Raw genomic sequence first — 15,800 nt, 5'->3', positions numbered from 1 at the left:
GGATGCTCCGCGTCACTTCTCCACGAGCTGGCCGTGATTCGTGCCTGGTTCCCTCCTCTCGGCGGGAGTGAGCCGGGTCTCCAGTTCCGCCAGCTCCCGGTCGCGGCGGTGATAGCCTGTCCGAGCGATCATCTTCCGCGCGGCATCTAGTTCCGCTCTCGCCAGCTCGTTATGCCCCATCGCCAGATGCAAGCGGCTGCTTTCGAGGTGGAGATCCGCTTGGGCCAACTGCATGCCCGAGCCGATCGCGATGAACATCGCCTCCTGGACATCCTTCCACGCCTGCTCGAATTCACCCCGCAGCCGGTGGACTGCCGCCCGGGCTTCCAGGCCGAAGCTCATCAGAACCGGAGTTCCCAACTGCCACATCAAATGGAGGCCTTCGTTCAAGGCGTCGAGCGAAAGGGTGAGCGCTTCCGGAGAGTCTGGGCCCTGCCGCAGATAGGCGATTCCCTGATACATCCGGATCAGCCCGATGAGCAGCTGGCTGCCCGTCGACCGTGCCCAGTCCACGTAGGGTTCAATCCGTTGCAGGGTTTCCCGAGAGCGCCCCTGGTCCAGAAGCATCATCCAATACAAGAGCTCGCCGGTGAGGAAGTTCACCCGCTCCGCTCCCATGGGGATGGAGTCGGCGTGGCGGAAGCGCTCCTCGGCCTCCTCCAAGCGGCCACTCAGGAACAGTGCCCAGGCGAGAGACGCCAGTTGAACAGCCTCTTGCCAGGGGGGGATGTGCTCCTCCCGTGCCCGAGCCACGGCGCGCTCGCCATAGTGGATGGCCGCGGGCAGTTCTCCGAGGAGGAAGTGGACCCGGCACAGGTACTCGAGGATGACGCTGACCTGGCCCCGGTCTCCCTGCGAGAGACAAAGCTTCAACGCTCCGAGCAGCGGCTCGACCGCCTCCGAGATGTGGCCCAGGAGGATGAGGTATCCGGCCGTTTCGGTCTGCACACGAATCTTGAGCTCATCCGGCAGGGTGGGGGGGAGATTCCTCCAGGGCGGGTCGAAGAAATGGGCGAGCGCCGCGAGATCTTCTCCGGCCCGGTCGACCACCTCGGGAGCTACGGTTCTGAGATTCACACCCCGAAGGAGCCGCAGGAGAAACACCTGCTCGAAGACCTCCTGGTGGTGGCCCGCCTGGCATCCGTGCATCACCGCGAGTTGGAGCAGGGTTCGCTCCTCGGACGTGCTCGGCAGCGGCACGGCGCTCCGGGAGAAATACTCGTAGAGCCGGTGGTGCCCCTGCCTCCAGGCTTCTGGGAACCGCGTCTTGAGCTGTCGCCGGAAGTACCCGCGAATCAGCGGGTGGGTATCGAGAGTGCCCGGATTCAGTGGGTCCACCTCTGCCAACAATCGCGCTTGACGCAGTTGGGACAACGTGCGCTGCCAGGCGCGCTCTCTCAGCCCCTCCAGGGGCGTAGTCAGGCCTGGAATGGCAATCGGCTCGCGCAAGACGTCCACCCACTGCCTCTCAACGGGGCGATCGAACAGCCCGAGCAACCTCAGCACCGCGAGCTCCGGTCCCTCCTCTGCGAACCAATGCTCGTACGATTGGAGCATTCTCTCCGCGTGCGTTTCCACTCCCTGGCCCTCGTCGAAGAAGTGGAGCTCGCGGCGAGCCCGGACATCTCCCTCGCAGGCATCCCGCAGGTAGGTGCCCAGGAGGCTCAGGGTCAGGCCGTGGCCGCCCAGCTCGAGCGAGGCCTGCTCCAACTCCAGCTGCGAACCCCTCACCTGGAGGTTCCGGAGGAGCTCCGCCCCCGCTTCCTCCGAGAGGCCCTCCAACTCGACGACAGGCGCGGTCGTGCGGCGGAAGTGCTCGATATCGGCGACGGGGACGCGCGAGGTGATGATGCACAGTCCGGGATTGAAGAAGGCCAGCTCGCGGACCAGAACGGACAGGGCGGAATCCCTGAGCCGGCCCCACTGAGGGCCGGGCGATGATTGCAAGGGCTCCATTCCATCCAGGATGAGCAGCATGCGTTCCTGCTGGATGAGTCGGGCCAGACGCTCGCCCCGCTCCCAGGCCGAGCCCTGACCGGGCGGTGAGGGGTCGCCCAGGCGCTTCAGGGTCGCGGAGATGAAGTCATCCGCCAGCGCCGTCGTGCCATGTATGCCCTGGCTATAAAACGACCAGGCGTAGACCCGACGCGCCCCCCGGTACCTGTCCCTCGCGAACCTTCCCAGCCATTGGTTCACCAGGCTCGATTTGCCGATCCCGCCCCAGGCCACAATGCTGAGCATGTGCGTGTCTGGATCAGCCCATGCGCCGTCGAGCAGGGCCAGCTCCCGCTCGCGGCCGAAGAGATGCTCGCCCGTGATGGGTAGCCGGGAAATGGAGACGTCGGGCGGTGGAACCCACTGTTTGGAGCTCGCTTCCTGCACACTCCCGCTTGTGAGCAGGCGGAGTTCCCTGGCCAGGGACGCCAGCTCGGTATCTACGGCGTGCGCGCTCTGTTTGGAGAGGGCGTGGGCGCCTCGGGGGTGGAACTGCAACCGGCGGAGCCAGCCAATGGCCTCCCAGTCGCAGGGCGAAATCAGCACGGGGATGAGGTGCAGGCTCCCGTTGGCCCAGCGCCGCAGAAGCCGCGGCACTTCCTCCTGGCGTATGAACTCCGAGCTCAGGAAGTTGGCTGAAATCAGCAATACCGCCACACCTGCCTCGTCGAGCGCCCGCTCGATCTCCTCCTTCCAGTCCGCGCCCGGGCCGATATTGAGGTCATGCCAGGGCGCCAGGAGCTCTTGGAGAACCATCAGATGGGATACGACCCGGGCCTCCCACTCCGCGTCCTTGTGGCTGTAACTGATGAACACCGTGGGCCTGTTTTCATGGACCACCCGCGTTCCCTCGAGAGCCTCCATGAATCAGTTTCCTCGTTCAGTGGGGATCTACATCAATCTAATATCCACGAGTGGAAGGGGTGACGTCTCATGCCAACCCGCTTGCCGTCTTGCCCGTCTCCCTGGGACCAGGTCGCTGTCGACTACGCGGCGGAAGTCACGCCGCTGTTCAGGCACTTCAGCCAGGAAGCGCTCCAGCTCGCCGCGCTGACTCCGGGGGCCCGTGTCCTCGATGTGGCCACGGGGCCTGGCACCCTGGCGCTCGAAGCCGCCAGGCTGGGGGCCCGGGTGAGCGCGGTGGATTCTTCTCCCCGGATGATTGATGCGCTCCGCGCTCGCGCCGCGGCCGAGGGCGTGGACGGGATCGCGGCATCCGTTGGAGATGGACAGGCCCTTGTCTTCTCCGATGGCGTGTTCGATGCGACCTTTTCGATGTTCGGCCTCATCTTCTTTCCCGACCGGGCAAAGGGCTTTCGTGAGCTCCGCCGCGTGCTCCGGCCAGGAGGGCGCGCCGTGGTTTCAAGCTGGGCGGCGGTGGAGCGCTCGTCTTTCATGTCTGTCTTATGGACGTCCCTGCGCGCGGCCATGCCCATGTTCTTCTGGCCGGGTGATGCATCGACGCTCGCCAGCCCGGAGGGTCTGCGGCAGGAGATGCGCGCCTCGAGCTTCCGCGAGGTTGACGTGCGCACGACGTGCCTCGACGTGACGTTTCCTTCGCCGAACAAGGCGTGGGCGTGGTTCGCGTCCCTGTCTCCGCCGCTGGTTGGACTGCGGAGCTCAGTAGGAGAGGGGCCTTGGCGGGCTTTCTCGGGGCGCGTCTCCTCGAACCTCGAGGCATCCCTGGGCCAGGGCGAGGTGCGCCTGGAGCTTTCGGCCCACCTTGGTCTTGGCTGGGCGTGAGGGGTCGCGCGGCCCCCGTCAGAGTGTCGCCAGGAACCGCTCCAACAAGGCGTTGACCGCCGCCGGTGCCGCAAGCGTCGAATAGTGCCCCGCGGATTCGAGTCTTTCGACTTGGGCTTGCGGGCACGCTGCATGGAGGATGGCTTTGGAGAAGGGCGCGAGCCCCTGTACGTAGAGCAAGGGCCCACGGTATGCCTGGAGTGCCCCCATCGCGTCCCACTGAATGCTTTGTTCTGTCCTGGTCTGGAGGAGCCGAGCCGGAGACCGTTTGAAGTCTGAGAGGATGCGGGCCCTCAGGTCCGGGGAAGCCGCCGGACCGATGTGCTGCTCGCACAGGCTCGCCCATTGCTGGAGGTCCTGGGTCGCAATGAGGGCCCGCAGGAGCTGTTCGCTCATGGCCCGGATTTCGGACGTCATCGCGACTGCTGAATCGAGGAGGACGATTGCGCGGGCCTGGCCGGGATGGCGGCGCGAGAGCTCCAAGGCCACGACTCCCCCCAGGCTGTGGCCGACAAGCACCGGCGCTTGGAGGCTCAGTTCCTGGCACAACCAGGCGACGTCGTCGGCGAGAGCCGCGAGCGTGCCGTCATCCGGGCTCGTGCTATCGCCGTGCGAGCGGAGGTCCACGGCAATGGCCCGGTGCGTGCGGCCGAAGTGTGTGAGCTGAGGGGCGAAGTAGCTCCGATCGCAGCCGAGGCCATGGATGAAGACGAGTGGTGGCGGACTGCGACCCACCTCGTCGTAGGCCAGCCTTGTCCCGTTTCGTTCCAAGGTCTTCATCGGAGCTCCTCTCTCATGGAGGTGGGGATGTATCTTTGTGATGTCTCCCCTCCCGCTTCGTGCCTCCCGGCTCACCCTCCTGTCTTCCAGAAGGTCTCTTGCCAGGCTGGAGATGCACCCCAGGAGTCCGTGATTGCACTCCACCATGCAGGGGTCCCAGGGTCCCGCCGCTGGCGGAACACGAGGTCGAAACACGGGCGCTGCGGGCTGGTTGCGCTAGAACTCGTACGTTTCGGATCGGCTCGTGCCGTAGGTCGCACGCTCACGGAAGAAAGACATGACACTCCAGAGTCCGCCGCAGCAGACCTCCTGGTGGGCCGAGCGCACCACCATCATCCGCCGGTACGACGAGATGGAGTCACGCCTCACGGCGCCCGTCAGTGAGCGGATGCTCGACCTGGCCTGCCTTCGGCCGGGCATGAGGGTGCTCGATGTGGCCTCGGGGATGGGCGAGCCTTCCCTCCGCGCCGCGCAACGGGTGGGCCCCTCCGGCTTCGTGCTGGGAACGGACCTGGCCGGCGGCATGCTGGAGGTCGCACGGGAGAAGGCACGAGCCCTGGCTCTCTCGAACATCGAGTTTCGTGTCGCGGATGCGGAGACGCTCGAAGTGCCGGCGCAGTCCTTCGATGCGGCGACCGTGCGCTGGGCGTTGATGTACATGCCCCGGCCCGAGCGGGCGCTGGAGCGGCTCTGGCGCGCGCTGCGTCCCTCCGGACGTCTGGTGTGCGCATGCTGGGCGGGGCCCGAACAGGTCGAGTACTGGTCGCTGCCGCGTAGGACCCTGGCCCGATTCTGTCCGCCTCCCCCTCCCGCCGGGCCCGATGCCCCGGGCGTGTCCCGCTTCTCCGACCCCGAGCGCCTGCGCCCGCTGTTGGCGCGCAGCGGGTTTGCGATGGAGCACGCCGAGTCGATGCATGTGCCCGTGATGGAGGCAGCGGATGGGGCGGGAGTGGTGCGCTGGATTCGCGAGCTCGGGGGCCCCGTGGCGAAGCTCGTGGAGGGACTGCCGCCGGAGGCACAGCGGGCGTGGGAGGCGGAGGTTGCCCGCGAATGCGAACACCATCGGACTGGCGGGAAGGTCTTTCTCGGCGGAGTGACGTGGCTCGTCGTCGCGAGGAGGTGAGCGCGGCTGTCGTCACCTCCCGCGTTCGAGGTGCTCAATCACTTTCCGGTCGACCGGAGGACGCGTGCGAGGGCGGCGAAGTCGAAGTGCTCCATCAATTGCGTGCGGTGGTTGAAGTTGTGTTCCTCCTCGGTGGAGTGGCGCATGTCGAGCACATCCACCACCAGGTAGCGCACCGTGCCCTTGTCCGCGCCGGGCTTGGAAAGCTCCGGGTTGAAGGCGAACAGGCCCAGGCTCGGAGCTTTGCACGGTCCCGCGACCACGTTCGTGGCCATGCCGCCCTTCAGGCTCTCCATGCAGGCGGGTTGTGCGCGCTGCTCCGGGGAGAGCGAGGCCAGCCGTCCGCGCACTTGCTGGAGGTCCGCGGACACCTTGGCCCGCGACTCCTGGTTGTTCTTCTCCGCCTCTTGAATGCTCTTGGCGTAGGTGTCACGCAGGTCCGCGGGGGCCTTCTTCAGGTCGGGCCCGAAGTTCTCGTGCATCCGGGCGAGCCACTCCCGGTGCCGTTGCTCGGACTTGTCGACCTCCTCGACCCGTTGTTGCACCTTGCGCTCCTCGAACTTCAGGTAGCGCTCCAGGGTGACGGGAACCAGTGCCGCCTCCCGGTCCCGGGTGATGACGTAGTAGCGGTGCTTCCTGAGCTGGACGAGGAAGACGCCGTCATCCACCTTCGTGTACGTCTGTGGCACGAGCAGCCAGCCCGCGTCGTCCTGGCCGATGGCGTTGTTCTGGTCGACGAAGGGGGCGAGGTTGAGGTTCATCTCGACACTGCTGTTGACGATCTTCGCCGTGCGGCAGGTCTGGCGGGACATCGGCGCCAGGTAGGAGATGTTGACCTTTCCCTGTGCCTGGTTGGGGGTCATCGGCACGCGGAAGACCTCGCGCTGGAGCGCCACGCACACGGGGGGGGTCGGTGTGTTGACGGAGGGGAACGAGGCCAGATGGTTCGTGAATGCATCCACGCCCGCGTAGAAGGTCGCGGTGTCCTTGGCCGACAAGCCCTCGATCTTCACCTTGGCCAGAGGGTCGATACGGAACTGGGCCGAGGTCTCAGCCACCGCCGGTCGCGCCACAAGGAACAGCATCACGAGGGAGAGCAGGTGGGGTCGGAGCATGCGAGGTTTCTTATCCCAACTCGTGAGTGGGGGGGCGTCGCAGGGTTGAAGGGAGTTCCGCCCATCCGCCCAGGGACTGCATGAGCGCGACCCCGCTGTCGCTGAGTGTGCCGCTGTCCGCCTCCAGGCTGCGGAACTTCACCTGCCCTATTATAGTGCCACTGTAGATATTGGTGCACACAGTATTTCCGGGCAGGAGCGGCGGGGGGATGAGCCCGGCTAGTTGACCGATAGTGCGCTTTTTGGTGCACCTGTATCTGTGGGAGTAGGAGTGTTCCCCATGTTCTCTGGTCAGCGGAGCGGCTCTTCGGGACGAGCGGAGTCAGGGCAGGTCGCTGTCGAGACCGCCTTGGTCCTGCCTCTCTTCATGTTCCTGATTCTTGGAATCTTGCAGCTTGGGATGACTGCCCAGGCTCGAGTCATGGCCAAGTACGCCGTCTACCGGGCGGCGCGGGTGGGGGCCATGCAGAACGCCAGCCTGGAGGCGATGGAGGCCGCTGCGGTCTTCCACTTGCTGCCCGTGCTCGTCAACAACAGCGAGACGATCCTCCCCACCAGCAGTAGCTCGGACGTGGTGAGGAAGTACATGCGCACCATGGCGGAGAACGAGCAGTACAAGAACGCGGGCACCCAGATGGTGAAGATCGTCATCTGTGGCCCCACGCTCTCGGAGCTGCGAGGTACCGGCGCCTCCCCCCTTCCGGCGGGCGATCAGAGCTCCCGCAATGGCATCGGCAGCCGGAACGAGGTGGACTTCGATGATCCGGAGCTGATGCTGGCCGCGGGCTCGGACGCGCAGTCGGGCGAGGGCATGCGTCGCTACAACCGCTTGCGCCTCCGGGTGCAGCTCCAGCTTCTGTACCGGATGCCCATTCCGTTCGCCAACTGGATCATCACCCGCACCTACCTGGGGGCCACCTTGCCGAACGTGTTGAGGATGACGCGCCAGGGGGCGCCTCCCACCACGCCCAGGACGGATGGGCAGCGCGGTGCGGTGCTCACCCTGGCCGGCAAGCGCATCTACACGCTGCCCATCAACGTCAGCTACGCCATGCGCATGCAGAGCAACTACTTCCTCGGCCGCTATCCCCTGCCGAACACCAACGACTGCATCCACTACAGCCTCTAGGCTCCGGCGCGCCTCTTCCCGACGAGACTCCCATGAAGAAAACCCTTCGAGTTGCCAAACGCGGACAGGCGATGATCCTGGGCGTGGTGACGCTGCTGGTGCTCGCGCTGGTGGTGTTCATCACCTTCAACGTCACGGTGTCGGTGCAGCAGAAGATCCGCGTGCAGAACTACGCGGATGCCAAGGCCTTCTCCGTGGCGGTGGTGGAGGCGCGCGCCCTCAACCATTTCGCCTACACCAACCGGGCCATCGCCTCTTCCTACGTGGGCATGGCCAACGTGCACGCCTACATGTCCGAGGCGGCCATGCTGGTGGACCTGAAGATGTCGGCGGCGTCCGTCATGAGCTCCATCGCCTCGCAGGAGCGCAGCCTCTGCTACTGCTGCTGCACGCCCTTCGGGTGCGCGCCGTGCTGCTTCACCCACTGCATCCATTCCTTCGAGGCGACCATCAACGCGGCGGGGCTCACCATCGACTGGATCAGCGGCAAGATGGGCCAGAAGGTGAGGCAGTTGGACCAGCCCGCCCAGCAGCTCATGCGCGCGCTGGACGCGCACGTCACCCTGCTCAACGCCTCGCAGACCGCGGTGCGCGCGGGCGTGACGTCCACCCTGATGTCGGGCAACCTGGGCTCGCTCAAGGATGACAACATGCTGCGGGCCGCATCCGTCACCTCTGACGAGTCCGCAGTGTCCGCCTTCAACACCAGCCAGTGGAACAACATCTTCTACAGCAACACCCAGCTCAAGCGGCGCATCATGGCGGAGACGGTGAACGCCTCGCGGCAGGACTTCGCCTGGAACCGCAAGGGCACGCCCGCCATCCAGCGGGTGCTGTTCACCCAGATGCCTCAGCTCGTCAAGGCGTCGCTGTGGATGGGCCCGCAGGGCACGTGGAATGTCAACCAGACGCCGGACATGGGGATATCCTCGGGAGGCCGCACGGGCTTCACCGACGGCAACTTCCCCGGTCAGTCGGGGGGCGTGGCCCTCATGGCGCGGGATGCGGCCGCGGGCTCCACCCAGGGGCAGAGCCTCAACTCGTATGACTGGGGCATGCTCCAGGGCCAGTGGCGGGATGGCTCCTCCTCGGGCCCGTTGCCGGCCATGAGCGCGTTGGGCCCCGGCGAGCTGCTCAGTGGCCAGGGCGCGCGCCACCGAGCCGACCTGGGCATCCTGGACTTCTTCAACCGGCCTCACTCGGGCAGCGCGCACAGCTCGCCCCAGCTGCGGCTCGAGCGCTTCACCGAGTTCAACATCGGCACGACTGCCCCGTACAACCAGCCCACCGTCTTCGCCGCGGTGAGCACGGACGGCCGCGTCAACGAGTACGGCATCCGCGGGCCCTACGAGGTGGCCAAGGATGGCACCGGCACCATCCGCTTCTCGGGGACGGGCTCGCAGGATGGCCAGCTGACGCTCTCCAACAACGAGCGCACCAAGGCCTTCGCCAAGGCGCTCGTCTACTACCACCGCATCGGTGACTGGTCCGACTACCCCAACCTCTTCAACCCGTACTGGCGCGCCAAGCTCCACCCGCTGACGAACTCGGACATGCAGGCCCTCACCGCCATCGACACCAACGCGGCCTCCGTGGTGCAAGGTGCCAATGGTGTCTCCAACGGTGGCCCGAAGGGAGTCAACTTCCAATGAGCACTTCTCGCAGCCCTTCCTTCCGTCTGGCCGCTGGCCGGAACCCCCGGGGCGCCGCGCTGGTGGAGACGGTGCTGTTGATGCTCGTCCTCATCCCGCTGCTGCTCTACGCCCTCTTCCTCATCGACGCGGCGTACATGAAGCTGGACCTGCAGGAGACGGTGGTGGCCGGCATCTGGGACATGTCCACGCGCAACGCCGAGTCGGGTAGCGCCAACGCCGAGATGGACGTGATTCAGCACGCCGTGCGCGCCACCTATTCGGACCACACCTCCGCCGTCGATGATGGCGCCGAGGTAGGTGGTCCGGGCTACGGTGACGTGGAGCGCATCCGCGGCAATCACAATCACCAGAAGCACCACAAGATCTACTTCGCCGCCCAGTACACGTTCCGCTTCGATGCCAACGTGGGGCCAGACACGCAGTTCCAGTGCGAAGCCTGGTCCGACTCGGGCCTGGTCGGGGACCCCGTGGTGAGCTCCTTCGAGGGCTCCAGCTATAACGCGGGCGGCAGGGCGCGGTGCTGGGCCAAGGGCTACATCTACAACTACATCATCCCGGAGAAGCTCTTCACGGAGTTCACCGACGTGAAGATGTCGAACCTGACCAAGCGCGGGGCGGGCTCGGACTCGCACCAATACCAGGGCACGGGCGGCAACATCGTCGCGTACGAGCGGGGCGCGGTGTACTTCAACACGTGGGCGCTGCGTACCGGCTCGTCGTCGGGCAGGCTCAACGACGCGGACATCGGCGCGCGCTCGAGCGCGCTCGCCAGCCCGGGTAACGTCGCTGGCCCCTTCTATGACCGGGTGGTCCAGGACTACAGCCAGGTGCCGACGTACGGCGCGGTGGCGGGAGCCTCGGGCAACTTCACCGCCAGGGCCCAGTCGGCGCTGTACATGAACGCGGTCACCGCCAACGCGACGACGCGCGAGGCGGCGGGCCTGCCCAACATGGCCGGCACGTTCCTGGTCGCCCGCTACAAGGCGCAGAGCCCTGGCCAGAAGCAGGCGGCCGGTGGGGTGACGCTCGGCGGCGGCCAGAAGTACCTGTCCACTCCCTACTCCGGCATCAACAACAACTACCAGTCGGCCGCCAGCCGGCGCGGTGTGCACTACATGGGTTGCAGGCAGGCGGAGCAGGACAAGTGCCCATGAGAGCGTTCTTCCTCCTGATGACCCTGGGTTGGGCGGTGCCCGCGCTGGCGGCCAATGGCCCGAGCACCCCGCAGCCGAAGGCGCCCGCCGGGGCGAAGCCCACCGAGGCCGTGGCGCAGGCCCTGGCCTCCACCCAGCCGGCCATGTCCTCCGCGGGCGGCTCGTGCTGCGGAGGCGGAGCCGGGAAGGGCTCCTGCGATGGGGACAAGGCCAAGGCGCTCAATCCCTATGCCTCGGACGAGAACTGGCGGGAGTTCGTGCGCCAGGTGTACGCCGAGGCGCCCGAGGAGCCGGAGCCCCCGGACGTGGACCCCTTCCTGTTCAGCGTCTACCGGGGTGTGCGCCTGGAGCCCATGGGCGCGCAGACGCTCATCAACGGTGCGCGGGTGGACGTCGCCACGCTCATCGTCGAGGAGCCGCCCTACGCGGTGATGAAGTTCTACCAGCAGGCCCTGGCGCAGGTGTCCGACGCCCTCATCTTCGGGCAGGTGGAGGAAGTGCCCGGCATGACGTACGTGAGCTTCCGGCCCCCGGGCAGCAAGAACCTGAAGACGATCACCCTGGTGCCCCATGGAGAGGGGACGGTCATCCTCGCGTCCGTTGGCAATCCGGAGGCGCTGATCGAGGGCCGACCGGTCCTGCCCGGTGACGTGCCGCTTCCCCCCAACTCGGAGCTGCCCACCGCCATCCAGCAGATGGAGCCTGGACTGGCGTCCCGGAGCGCCGTCTTCGTGGTGCGCGACAGCACGGTGGAGAAGGTGCAGGACTTCTACCGCCAGGAGCTGACCCGGCGGGGGTTCTCCCCCGTGACGTTGGAGAACGGGCTGCCCGGAATGGAGAGCTACCAGAAGGGCTCCCGGATGTTGTCCCTGACCGCCAAACCCCACGCGGATCCATCCTCCGTGGCCGTGGGCATCCTGTGGCTTGACGAATGAGAGGCTCTACCGTGACTTCGCACCTGTTCCGTACCGCCGCGCTGGGCCTGCTGCTCGCCGCGGGTCTTTCCTCCGCCCAGGCCAAGAAGAAGGCCACGCCGCCAAAGGCGCCCAAGCCCGTTCTCACCAAGGCCCCCAAGACGTGCGCGGACCAGTGCGAGGCCATCGAGACGATCTGCTCGGACCCCTGCAACGACATCAAGGGCAACGACGCCAAGTCCGCGTGCAAGGCCAGCTGCAAGGACGTGGCGGATGCGTGCTCCGGGAGCTGCAAGGCCAAGGGGAAGGTCGACGCCCAATACATGATGGAGCGAATCACTCCGCCCAAGGCCCCCGCGGGGGTGAAGGTGAAGAACGATGAGGAATGAAGCTCCCAGACAGGTGAAGCGGGCGGCGCGCTCGTTGTCCCGCCGTTGGAAGCGTGGCCAGGCGATGGTCGAGTACTCGGTCATCGTCTACTTCCTGGCGCTGGCCGGGGGGGTGAGCATCATCACCGTCATCCCCATGCTGATGGGAGCCCTGAACAAGTACCTGCAGGGCATCTACTTCATGCTCAACCTGGCCGTGCCCTAGCGCGTTCAGAGCACCCTGCTCGCGACGGCGTCGAAGAGGAAGTTGGGCGCCAGCTTCGCCACCCCGACGGCGCTGGCCATCTGCCAGGGGAAGCCGTACTCGGCCTCCGCTCGGAGGATGGCCCGCCCCATCAACTCCACGCCCTCGTGTGTCTCCAAGAGGAAGGGCATGGCGTGCTGGATGCCGGCCGTCATCTCGGTCTTCACGAAGCCGGGCTTGATGCAGGTGACGCGTACCTGGGTGCCGTGGAGATCCACCCGCAGGCTCTCCAGGAAGGTGTTGAGGAAGGCCTTGGACGCTGAATAGGCCGCGTTCTGGGGCAGCCCCCGGCAGCTCGCCAGACTGGAGATGCCCACCAGGTGGCCGCGGTTGCGCTCCACCATCCGTGGCAGCACCGCGGACAGCGTGGCCACGGCCCCGGTGACGTTCACGTCGATGACCCGCTTCGCGTGCTCCCAGGAGAAGTGCCGGGCATCGGTCTGCCCGCCCACGCCCGCGTTGGCCACCACCAGGTCCAGCCCTCCGCAGGCCTCATCCCACTCGCGGATTCGCTCGAGCGTGGCCTCCGCCTGGGAAACATCCAGCTCCACGGGCTCGATGGTGGCACCGGCCTCCTTCGCCTCCTGAGCGAGCGCCTCCAACTGGGGACGGCGTCGCGCGGCGGCGTACACCTTCACACCGCGCTTGCCCAACCACAGCGCCAGACCTCGCCCCAGGCCGCTGGAGGCCCCGGTCACCAGGGCTGTCCGATAGCTCATCTCCGTCATGCGCTCCCTCCTTGGGGGAGGGACTTAGCGCGGAGGCTCGGCCTCCGCCTATGGAAGCAGTCGAGGCCCTGTCTCCACGGAGAGTGCTGGGTACCGGACAGGCACCTACCACCCGGGTGGTATGGACAATGTCCATCTCGGAGCGTACCAGCAGCGACAATCCCTTTCTGGCGGAGGAATCCCCAATGAATCTCGACTCGCGCGAACGGGAGCTCATCTCCGAGCTGAGAGAGGCCCTGACCAGCGCCTTGGAGCTTCCGGTGGTGCTGTCCCGAGCCCAGGGGTGGATGTTCCAACTCCTGCCGGCGGACCATGCGGCCTGGTGCATGTCCAGGCCCGGTCCGTCTTCCGGCTACGTGTGGGTGGCGACGGACAGGTTGGCCGCATTCCTGGATCGTTACCCGGAGATGGCCGGAGATGACTTCGTGGCAGGTGCCGTGGTGCACCTGCCCAACGTGGTGCTCAGGGACTCGGAGATGGCACCGCGCGAGGTGCTGATCCGCAGCCGCTCGTATCAGCTCTGCCGTGAGCTGTGCACGCCTCTGGAGCAAGTCATGTCGGTGAAGCTGGACATGAAACAGGGTTGGCACGGGGGATTGACGATCTACCGCGAGCGGCTCCATCCCTTCTCCACGCGAGAGCAGGCGCTCCTGCAAGCGCTCACGCCCGTTCTGAACCGGACAATCCGCAACTGCCGGATGTTCAGCGGAGTGGCGACGTGCGGGGGGCTTCCGGATGTGCTCCTCCAACAGCGGGGCATGGACTGCCTGGTGCTGACCCCGAGCGCCAAGGAGGTGATGCGCACGGACCGGGTCACCGCGTTGCTGCAGGACTGGTTCTCACCGTTCGAGTTGGGCCCCTCGGGTCTTCCCCGAGAATGGGTGGAGCGGCTGGTCTGGCTCGTGCGCTTGGAGGAGGGCGGGGCGTTCGGATTGGACGTCTGGGAGCGGCATCGTGAGGACCGGAAGCTGAGGGTGACGTTTGTCCGGATGCCAGAGCAGGACGGACGGCGGCTATGGACGCTGGTGCTCGACGAGGTCTCGTATGTCATTCCGGTGCCCGGGATCTGCCGCGTGACGCTCACCGAGCGGGAGACCGAGGTCGTCAGCTACGTGCTTCAGAACCATAGCAATGAGTCCATTGCCAGCCAGCTCGACATCTCGCCGGAAACGGCGAAGACGCACGTCAGGAACGCCTTCGAGAAACTCCGGGTGGAGAGCCGGGCGGAGCTCATCTACCGGGCGACCCTCATGCACCTGTCGGCGCGGGATTGAGTGCCAGGGTGAAGGGGCGCGGGGAGGCAACGAGTCCGATGCTTCCCCGCGCGGATGTTGATGCGGCCTGGCTCAAGGCTGCTTCTGCAATTGCACCGTCAGCGACGTCATCCCTCCCGAGGCGCCGAGGGTGACCGTGCCCGAGGTGAGGGCCTGCTCGGTGAACCGGAACCCGAGCGTGGTGGTGATGGTGTCGTTGACACTGATATCGCTGTCCCAGAGCTGGAAGACCCAGGGCTCCGCGAGCAGTTGGCTCGCCTTCGCGGTGCATCCTCCGGTGGTCCACTTGGGGGTGTAGCTCTCCACCTCGTAAGTGGAGGTGGCGGAGGTCGCGCCCGGGCACTTCATCACGACGAAGACGTCCGGCGGAGAGTAATCAGCGTCCCAGTAAGAGCCATTGTTGTTGGAGGTGATTTGGGCCGAGACGGGCTGGATGAGCCAGACGCTGTTCGGGTCCACGCCGCAGGTTTGATCCGTCTTGCACACCTGGGCGGAACCGCAAGCAACGCACGCCGCGCCCAACTTGCCACAAGCGGAGGCGGTCGTACCTGTCTGGCAGACGTTGTTGTAGCAGCAGCCCGCGCAGTTCGAGGTGCTGCACTTCTGCGGAGTGCTGGGTCCAGGTCCTGTATTGTCGTCGCCACCGCAGCCGGCCAGTGCCGATAGCGCGATGACGCCCACTGCGAAAACCCTGTTCATGTCTTCTCGAGGAAGGAGCGAGGTTGGAGGCCCGGACCTCTCGAGCGCGGGAGGACCGGGGCGCGCAAGATGCGCTGAAAGGGCTCGCGGTGTCTGTACCTCTCAAGAGGTACGCGCCGGCTGCTCGCTGCTCGTTCCGGAAAGGAAGCCGGCATAGAGGGTGCGCGTGATGCGGGCCGACAGCAGCAGGGCCGATTGCTCCCCCGGGTCCATCAGCGAGCGCAGCACCGAGGTCAGCTCCGCCACATGGTCTCCATCCATGTTTCCATGGCCGCGCAGGAAGGTAACGGCCTTGCGGATGTTCGGGATGGTATTGGCCGCGATCAGGCGCTCCACGGCCCCGCTGGCACGCTGCACGGAGAGGTACTCGAGCACATAGGCCGTGCCGAGGAACGCGGTGGGCACGCCCGCCAGCGTGGTGTAGCGGTTCCAGGCGATATAGGCGGTGACCGCGGGACCGGGCTCCGTGCCTTCGACCCGCGTGGCCGGCCACCCCAGGTTTCCCAGATCCGCCAGCAGCCAGCGCTCGTGTCCGCGCTCCTCCGAGGCCTTCTGGAGGAGCAACTCCGCCAGCAGGGGGAGCTGGCCCTGGCGCTTCATCCGGAGCCCCGCCGCCGCCAGCAGGGGCGTGCTCCACCGCACGTAGTGGTACGTCTGCACCAGATAGTGGGCGTAGCCCTCGGCATCGAGGGTTCCCTCGAAGAGGCTCCGGGCGGCGGGGTACGCGTCCAGTTCCTCCACGAGTGTGCGCGCCTCGTGCTCCAGGGCACTGGTCCAATCCGCTTGGGTCTGTGTTCCGGTTCGCGTGTGCATGTACGTCTCCTATCCGGGCCGTTGCCGGTCCCGGCGGTTGAGGTG

Annotated in this window: 15 protein-coding genes; 9 read left to right on the top strand and 6 right to left on the bottom strand. The window is 66.3% G+C overall.

From position 1 onward, the window contains the following. Positions 1–12: 12 nt before the first annotated feature. Positions 13–2,859: a TIR domain-containing protein gene (locus DAT35_RS20795; protein WP_108068799.1), complete on the bottom strand. Its 2,847-nt coding sequence runs from the start codon at positions 2,857–2,859 to the stop codon at positions 13–15. 69 nt (positions 2,860–2,928) lie between these two features. Between DAT35_RS20795 and DAT35_RS20790 the strand changes: the two genes are divergently transcribed. Beyond that, the gene (locus DAT35_RS20790) at positions 2,929–3,738 is read left to right on the top strand and encodes a class I SAM-dependent methyltransferase (RefSeq protein WP_108068798.1); all 810 of its coding nucleotides are present in this window, start codon (positions 2,929–2,931) and stop codon (positions 3,736–3,738) included. A gap of 18 nt (positions 3,739–3,756) precedes the next feature. On the opposite strand, the gene DAT35_RS20785 is transcribed toward DAT35_RS20790, so the two are convergent. Further along, a complete protein-coding gene (locus DAT35_RS20785; protein WP_158501807.1) occupies positions 3,757–4,518 on the bottom strand; it encodes an alpha/beta fold hydrolase in 762 nt (253 codons plus the stop codon). Between the two features lie 277 nt (positions 4,519–4,795). On the opposite strand from DAT35_RS20785, the gene DAT35_RS20780 reads away from it, so the two are divergent. Beyond that, positions 4,796–5,641 (top strand): class I SAM-dependent methyltransferase, encoded by an 846-nt coding sequence (locus DAT35_RS20780; RefSeq protein WP_108068796.1) that lies wholly within the window; start codon positions 4,796–4,798, stop codon positions 5,639–5,641. 38 nt (positions 5,642–5,679) lie between these two features. Here DAT35_RS20780 and DAT35_RS20775 read toward each other — a convergent pair whose 3' ends face one another. Then, positions 5,680–6,756: a hypothetical protein gene (locus DAT35_RS20775; protein ID WP_108068795.1), complete on the bottom strand. Its 1,077-nt coding sequence runs from the start codon at positions 6,754–6,756 to the stop codon at positions 5,680–5,682. A 280-nt stretch (positions 6,757–7,036) separates the two neighbouring features. Here DAT35_RS20775 and DAT35_RS20770 point away from each other — a divergent pair, with 280 nt between their 5' ends. The 6 genes from DAT35_RS20770 to DAT35_RS58235 are packed head-to-tail and all read left to right on the top strand — an operon-like array spanning position 7,037 to position 12,202. Then, entirely contained in the window at positions 7,037–7,885 is an 849-nt protein-coding gene (locus DAT35_RS20770) for a TadE/TadG family type IV pilus assembly protein (protein ID WP_108068794.1), read from the top strand. Between the two features lie 32 nt (positions 7,886–7,917). Next, positions 7,918–9,537, top strand: coding sequence for a hypothetical protein (locus DAT35_RS20765; protein ID WP_146209807.1), 1,620 nt, complete (start codon positions 7,918–7,920; stop codon positions 9,535–9,537). Continuing rightward, positions 9,534–10,694: a hypothetical protein gene (locus DAT35_RS20760; RefSeq protein WP_108068792.1), complete on the top strand. Its 1,161-nt coding sequence runs from the start codon at positions 9,534–9,536 to the stop codon at positions 10,692–10,694. The genes DAT35_RS20765 and DAT35_RS20760 overlap by 4 nt, the downstream gene beginning before the upstream one ends. Continuing rightward, positions 10,691–11,629, top strand: a complete 939-nt coding sequence (locus DAT35_RS20755) for a hypothetical protein (protein WP_146209806.1) — start codon at positions 10,691–10,693, stop codon at positions 11,627–11,629. The genes DAT35_RS20760 and DAT35_RS20755 overlap by 4 nt, the downstream gene beginning before the upstream one ends. Positions 11,630–11,640: 11 nt before the next feature. After that, positions 11,641–11,997, top strand: coding sequence for a hypothetical protein (locus DAT35_RS20750; RefSeq protein WP_108068790.1), 357 nt, complete (start codon positions 11,641–11,643; stop codon positions 11,995–11,997). Then, positions 11,987–12,202, top strand: a complete 216-nt coding sequence (locus DAT35_RS58235) for a hypothetical protein (RefSeq protein ID WP_146209805.1) — start codon at positions 11,987–11,989, stop codon at positions 12,200–12,202. Before DAT35_RS20750 ends, DAT35_RS58235 begins: the two co-directional genes overlap by 11 nt. A 5-nt stretch (positions 12,203–12,207) precedes the next feature. Here the strand turns inward: DAT35_RS58235 and DAT35_RS20745 are convergent, their stop codons facing one another. Continuing rightward, positions 12,208–12,969 carry an SDR family NAD(P)-dependent oxidoreductase gene (locus DAT35_RS20745; protein ID WP_108068789.1) on the bottom strand — a complete coding sequence of 254 codons (762 nt, stop codon included), beginning with the start codon at positions 12,967–12,969 and terminating at the stop codon, positions 12,208–12,210. Between the two features lie 185 nt (positions 12,970–13,154). Here DAT35_RS20745 and DAT35_RS20740 point away from each other — a divergent pair, with 185 nt between their 5' ends. Continuing rightward, the gene (locus DAT35_RS20740; RefSeq protein ID WP_158501805.1) at positions 13,155–14,243 is read left to right on the top strand and encodes a response regulator transcription factor; all 1,089 of its coding nucleotides are present in this window, start codon (positions 13,155–13,157) and stop codon (positions 14,241–14,243) included. Between the two features lie 72 nt (positions 14,244–14,315). Here DAT35_RS20740 and DAT35_RS20735 read toward each other — a convergent pair whose 3' ends face one another. Next, on the bottom strand, positions 14,316–14,942 hold the full coding sequence (locus tag DAT35_RS20735) for a hypothetical protein (protein WP_108068787.1): 627 nt from the start codon (positions 14,940–14,942) through the stop codon (positions 14,316–14,318). Positions 14,943–15,044: 102 nt separating this feature from the next. Further along, positions 15,045–15,755: an iron-containing redox enzyme family protein gene (locus tag DAT35_RS20730; RefSeq protein WP_108068786.1), complete on the bottom strand. Its 711-nt coding sequence runs from the start codon at positions 15,753–15,755 to the stop codon at positions 15,045–15,047. Positions 15,756–15,800: the final 45 nt, after the last annotated feature.

The organism is Vitiosangium sp. GDMCC 1.1324 (genome assembly GCF_003044305.1).
Lineage (GTDB): Bacteria > Myxococcota > Myxococcia > Myxococcales > Myxococcaceae > Archangium.
Note: the sequence above shows the minus strand (reverse complement) of the source record. Positions and strands in the feature narration are given on the sequence as shown.

What these genes read in the sequence shown, in the direction of transcription:
- DAT35_RS20770 (WP_108068794.1), top strand. Translation starts at nt 7,037, where the DNA reads ATGTTCTCTGGTCAGCGGAGCGGCTCTTCGGGACGAGCGGAGTCAGGG.
- DAT35_RS20730 (WP_108068786.1), bottom strand. Translation starts at nt 15,755, where the DNA reads ATGCACACGCGAACCGGAACACAGACCCAAGCGGATTGGACCAGTGCC.
- DAT35_RS20795 (WP_108068799.1), bottom strand. Translation starts at nt 2,859, where the DNA reads ATGGAGGCTCTCGAGGGAACGCGGGTGGTCCATGAAAACAGGCCCACG.
- DAT35_RS20745 (WP_108068789.1), bottom strand. Translation starts at nt 12,969, where the DNA reads ATGACGGAGATGAGCTATCGGACAGCCCTGGTGACCGGGGCCTCCAGC.
- DAT35_RS20785 (WP_158501807.1), bottom strand. Translation starts at nt 4,518, where the DNA reads ATGAAGACCTTGGAACGAAACGGGACAAGGCTGGCCTACGACGAGGTG.
- DAT35_RS20735 (WP_108068787.1), bottom strand. Translation starts at nt 14,942, where the DNA reads ATGAACAGGGTTTTCGCAGTGGGCGTCATCGCGCTATCGGCACTGGCC.
- DAT35_RS20790 (WP_108068798.1), top strand. Translation starts at nt 2,929, where the DNA reads ATGCCAACCCGCTTGCCGTCTTGCCCGTCTCCCTGGGACCAGGTCGCT.
- DAT35_RS20780 (WP_108068796.1), top strand. Translation starts at nt 4,796, where the DNA reads ATGACACTCCAGAGTCCGCCGCAGCAGACCTCCTGGTGGGCCGAGCGC.
- DAT35_RS20755 (WP_146209806.1), top strand. Translation starts at nt 10,691, where the DNA reads ATGAGAGCGTTCTTCCTCCTGATGACCCTGGGTTGGGCGGTGCCCGCG.
- DAT35_RS20740 (WP_158501805.1), top strand. Translation starts at nt 13,155, where the DNA reads ATGAATCTCGACTCGCGCGAACGGGAGCTCATCTCCGAGCTGAGAGAG.
- DAT35_RS20775 (WP_108068795.1), bottom strand. Translation starts at nt 6,756, where the DNA reads ATGCTCCGACCCCACCTGCTCTCCCTCGTGATGCTGTTCCTTGTGGCG.
- DAT35_RS20760 (WP_108068792.1), top strand. Translation starts at nt 9,534, where the DNA reads ATGAGCACTTCTCGCAGCCCTTCCTTCCGTCTGGCCGCTGGCCGGAAC.
- DAT35_RS58235 (WP_146209805.1), top strand. Translation starts at nt 11,987, where the DNA reads ATGAGGAATGAAGCTCCCAGACAGGTGAAGCGGGCGGCGCGCTCGTTG.
- DAT35_RS20765 (WP_146209807.1), top strand. Translation starts at nt 7,918, where the DNA reads ATGAAGAAAACCCTTCGAGTTGCCAAACGCGGACAGGCGATGATCCTG.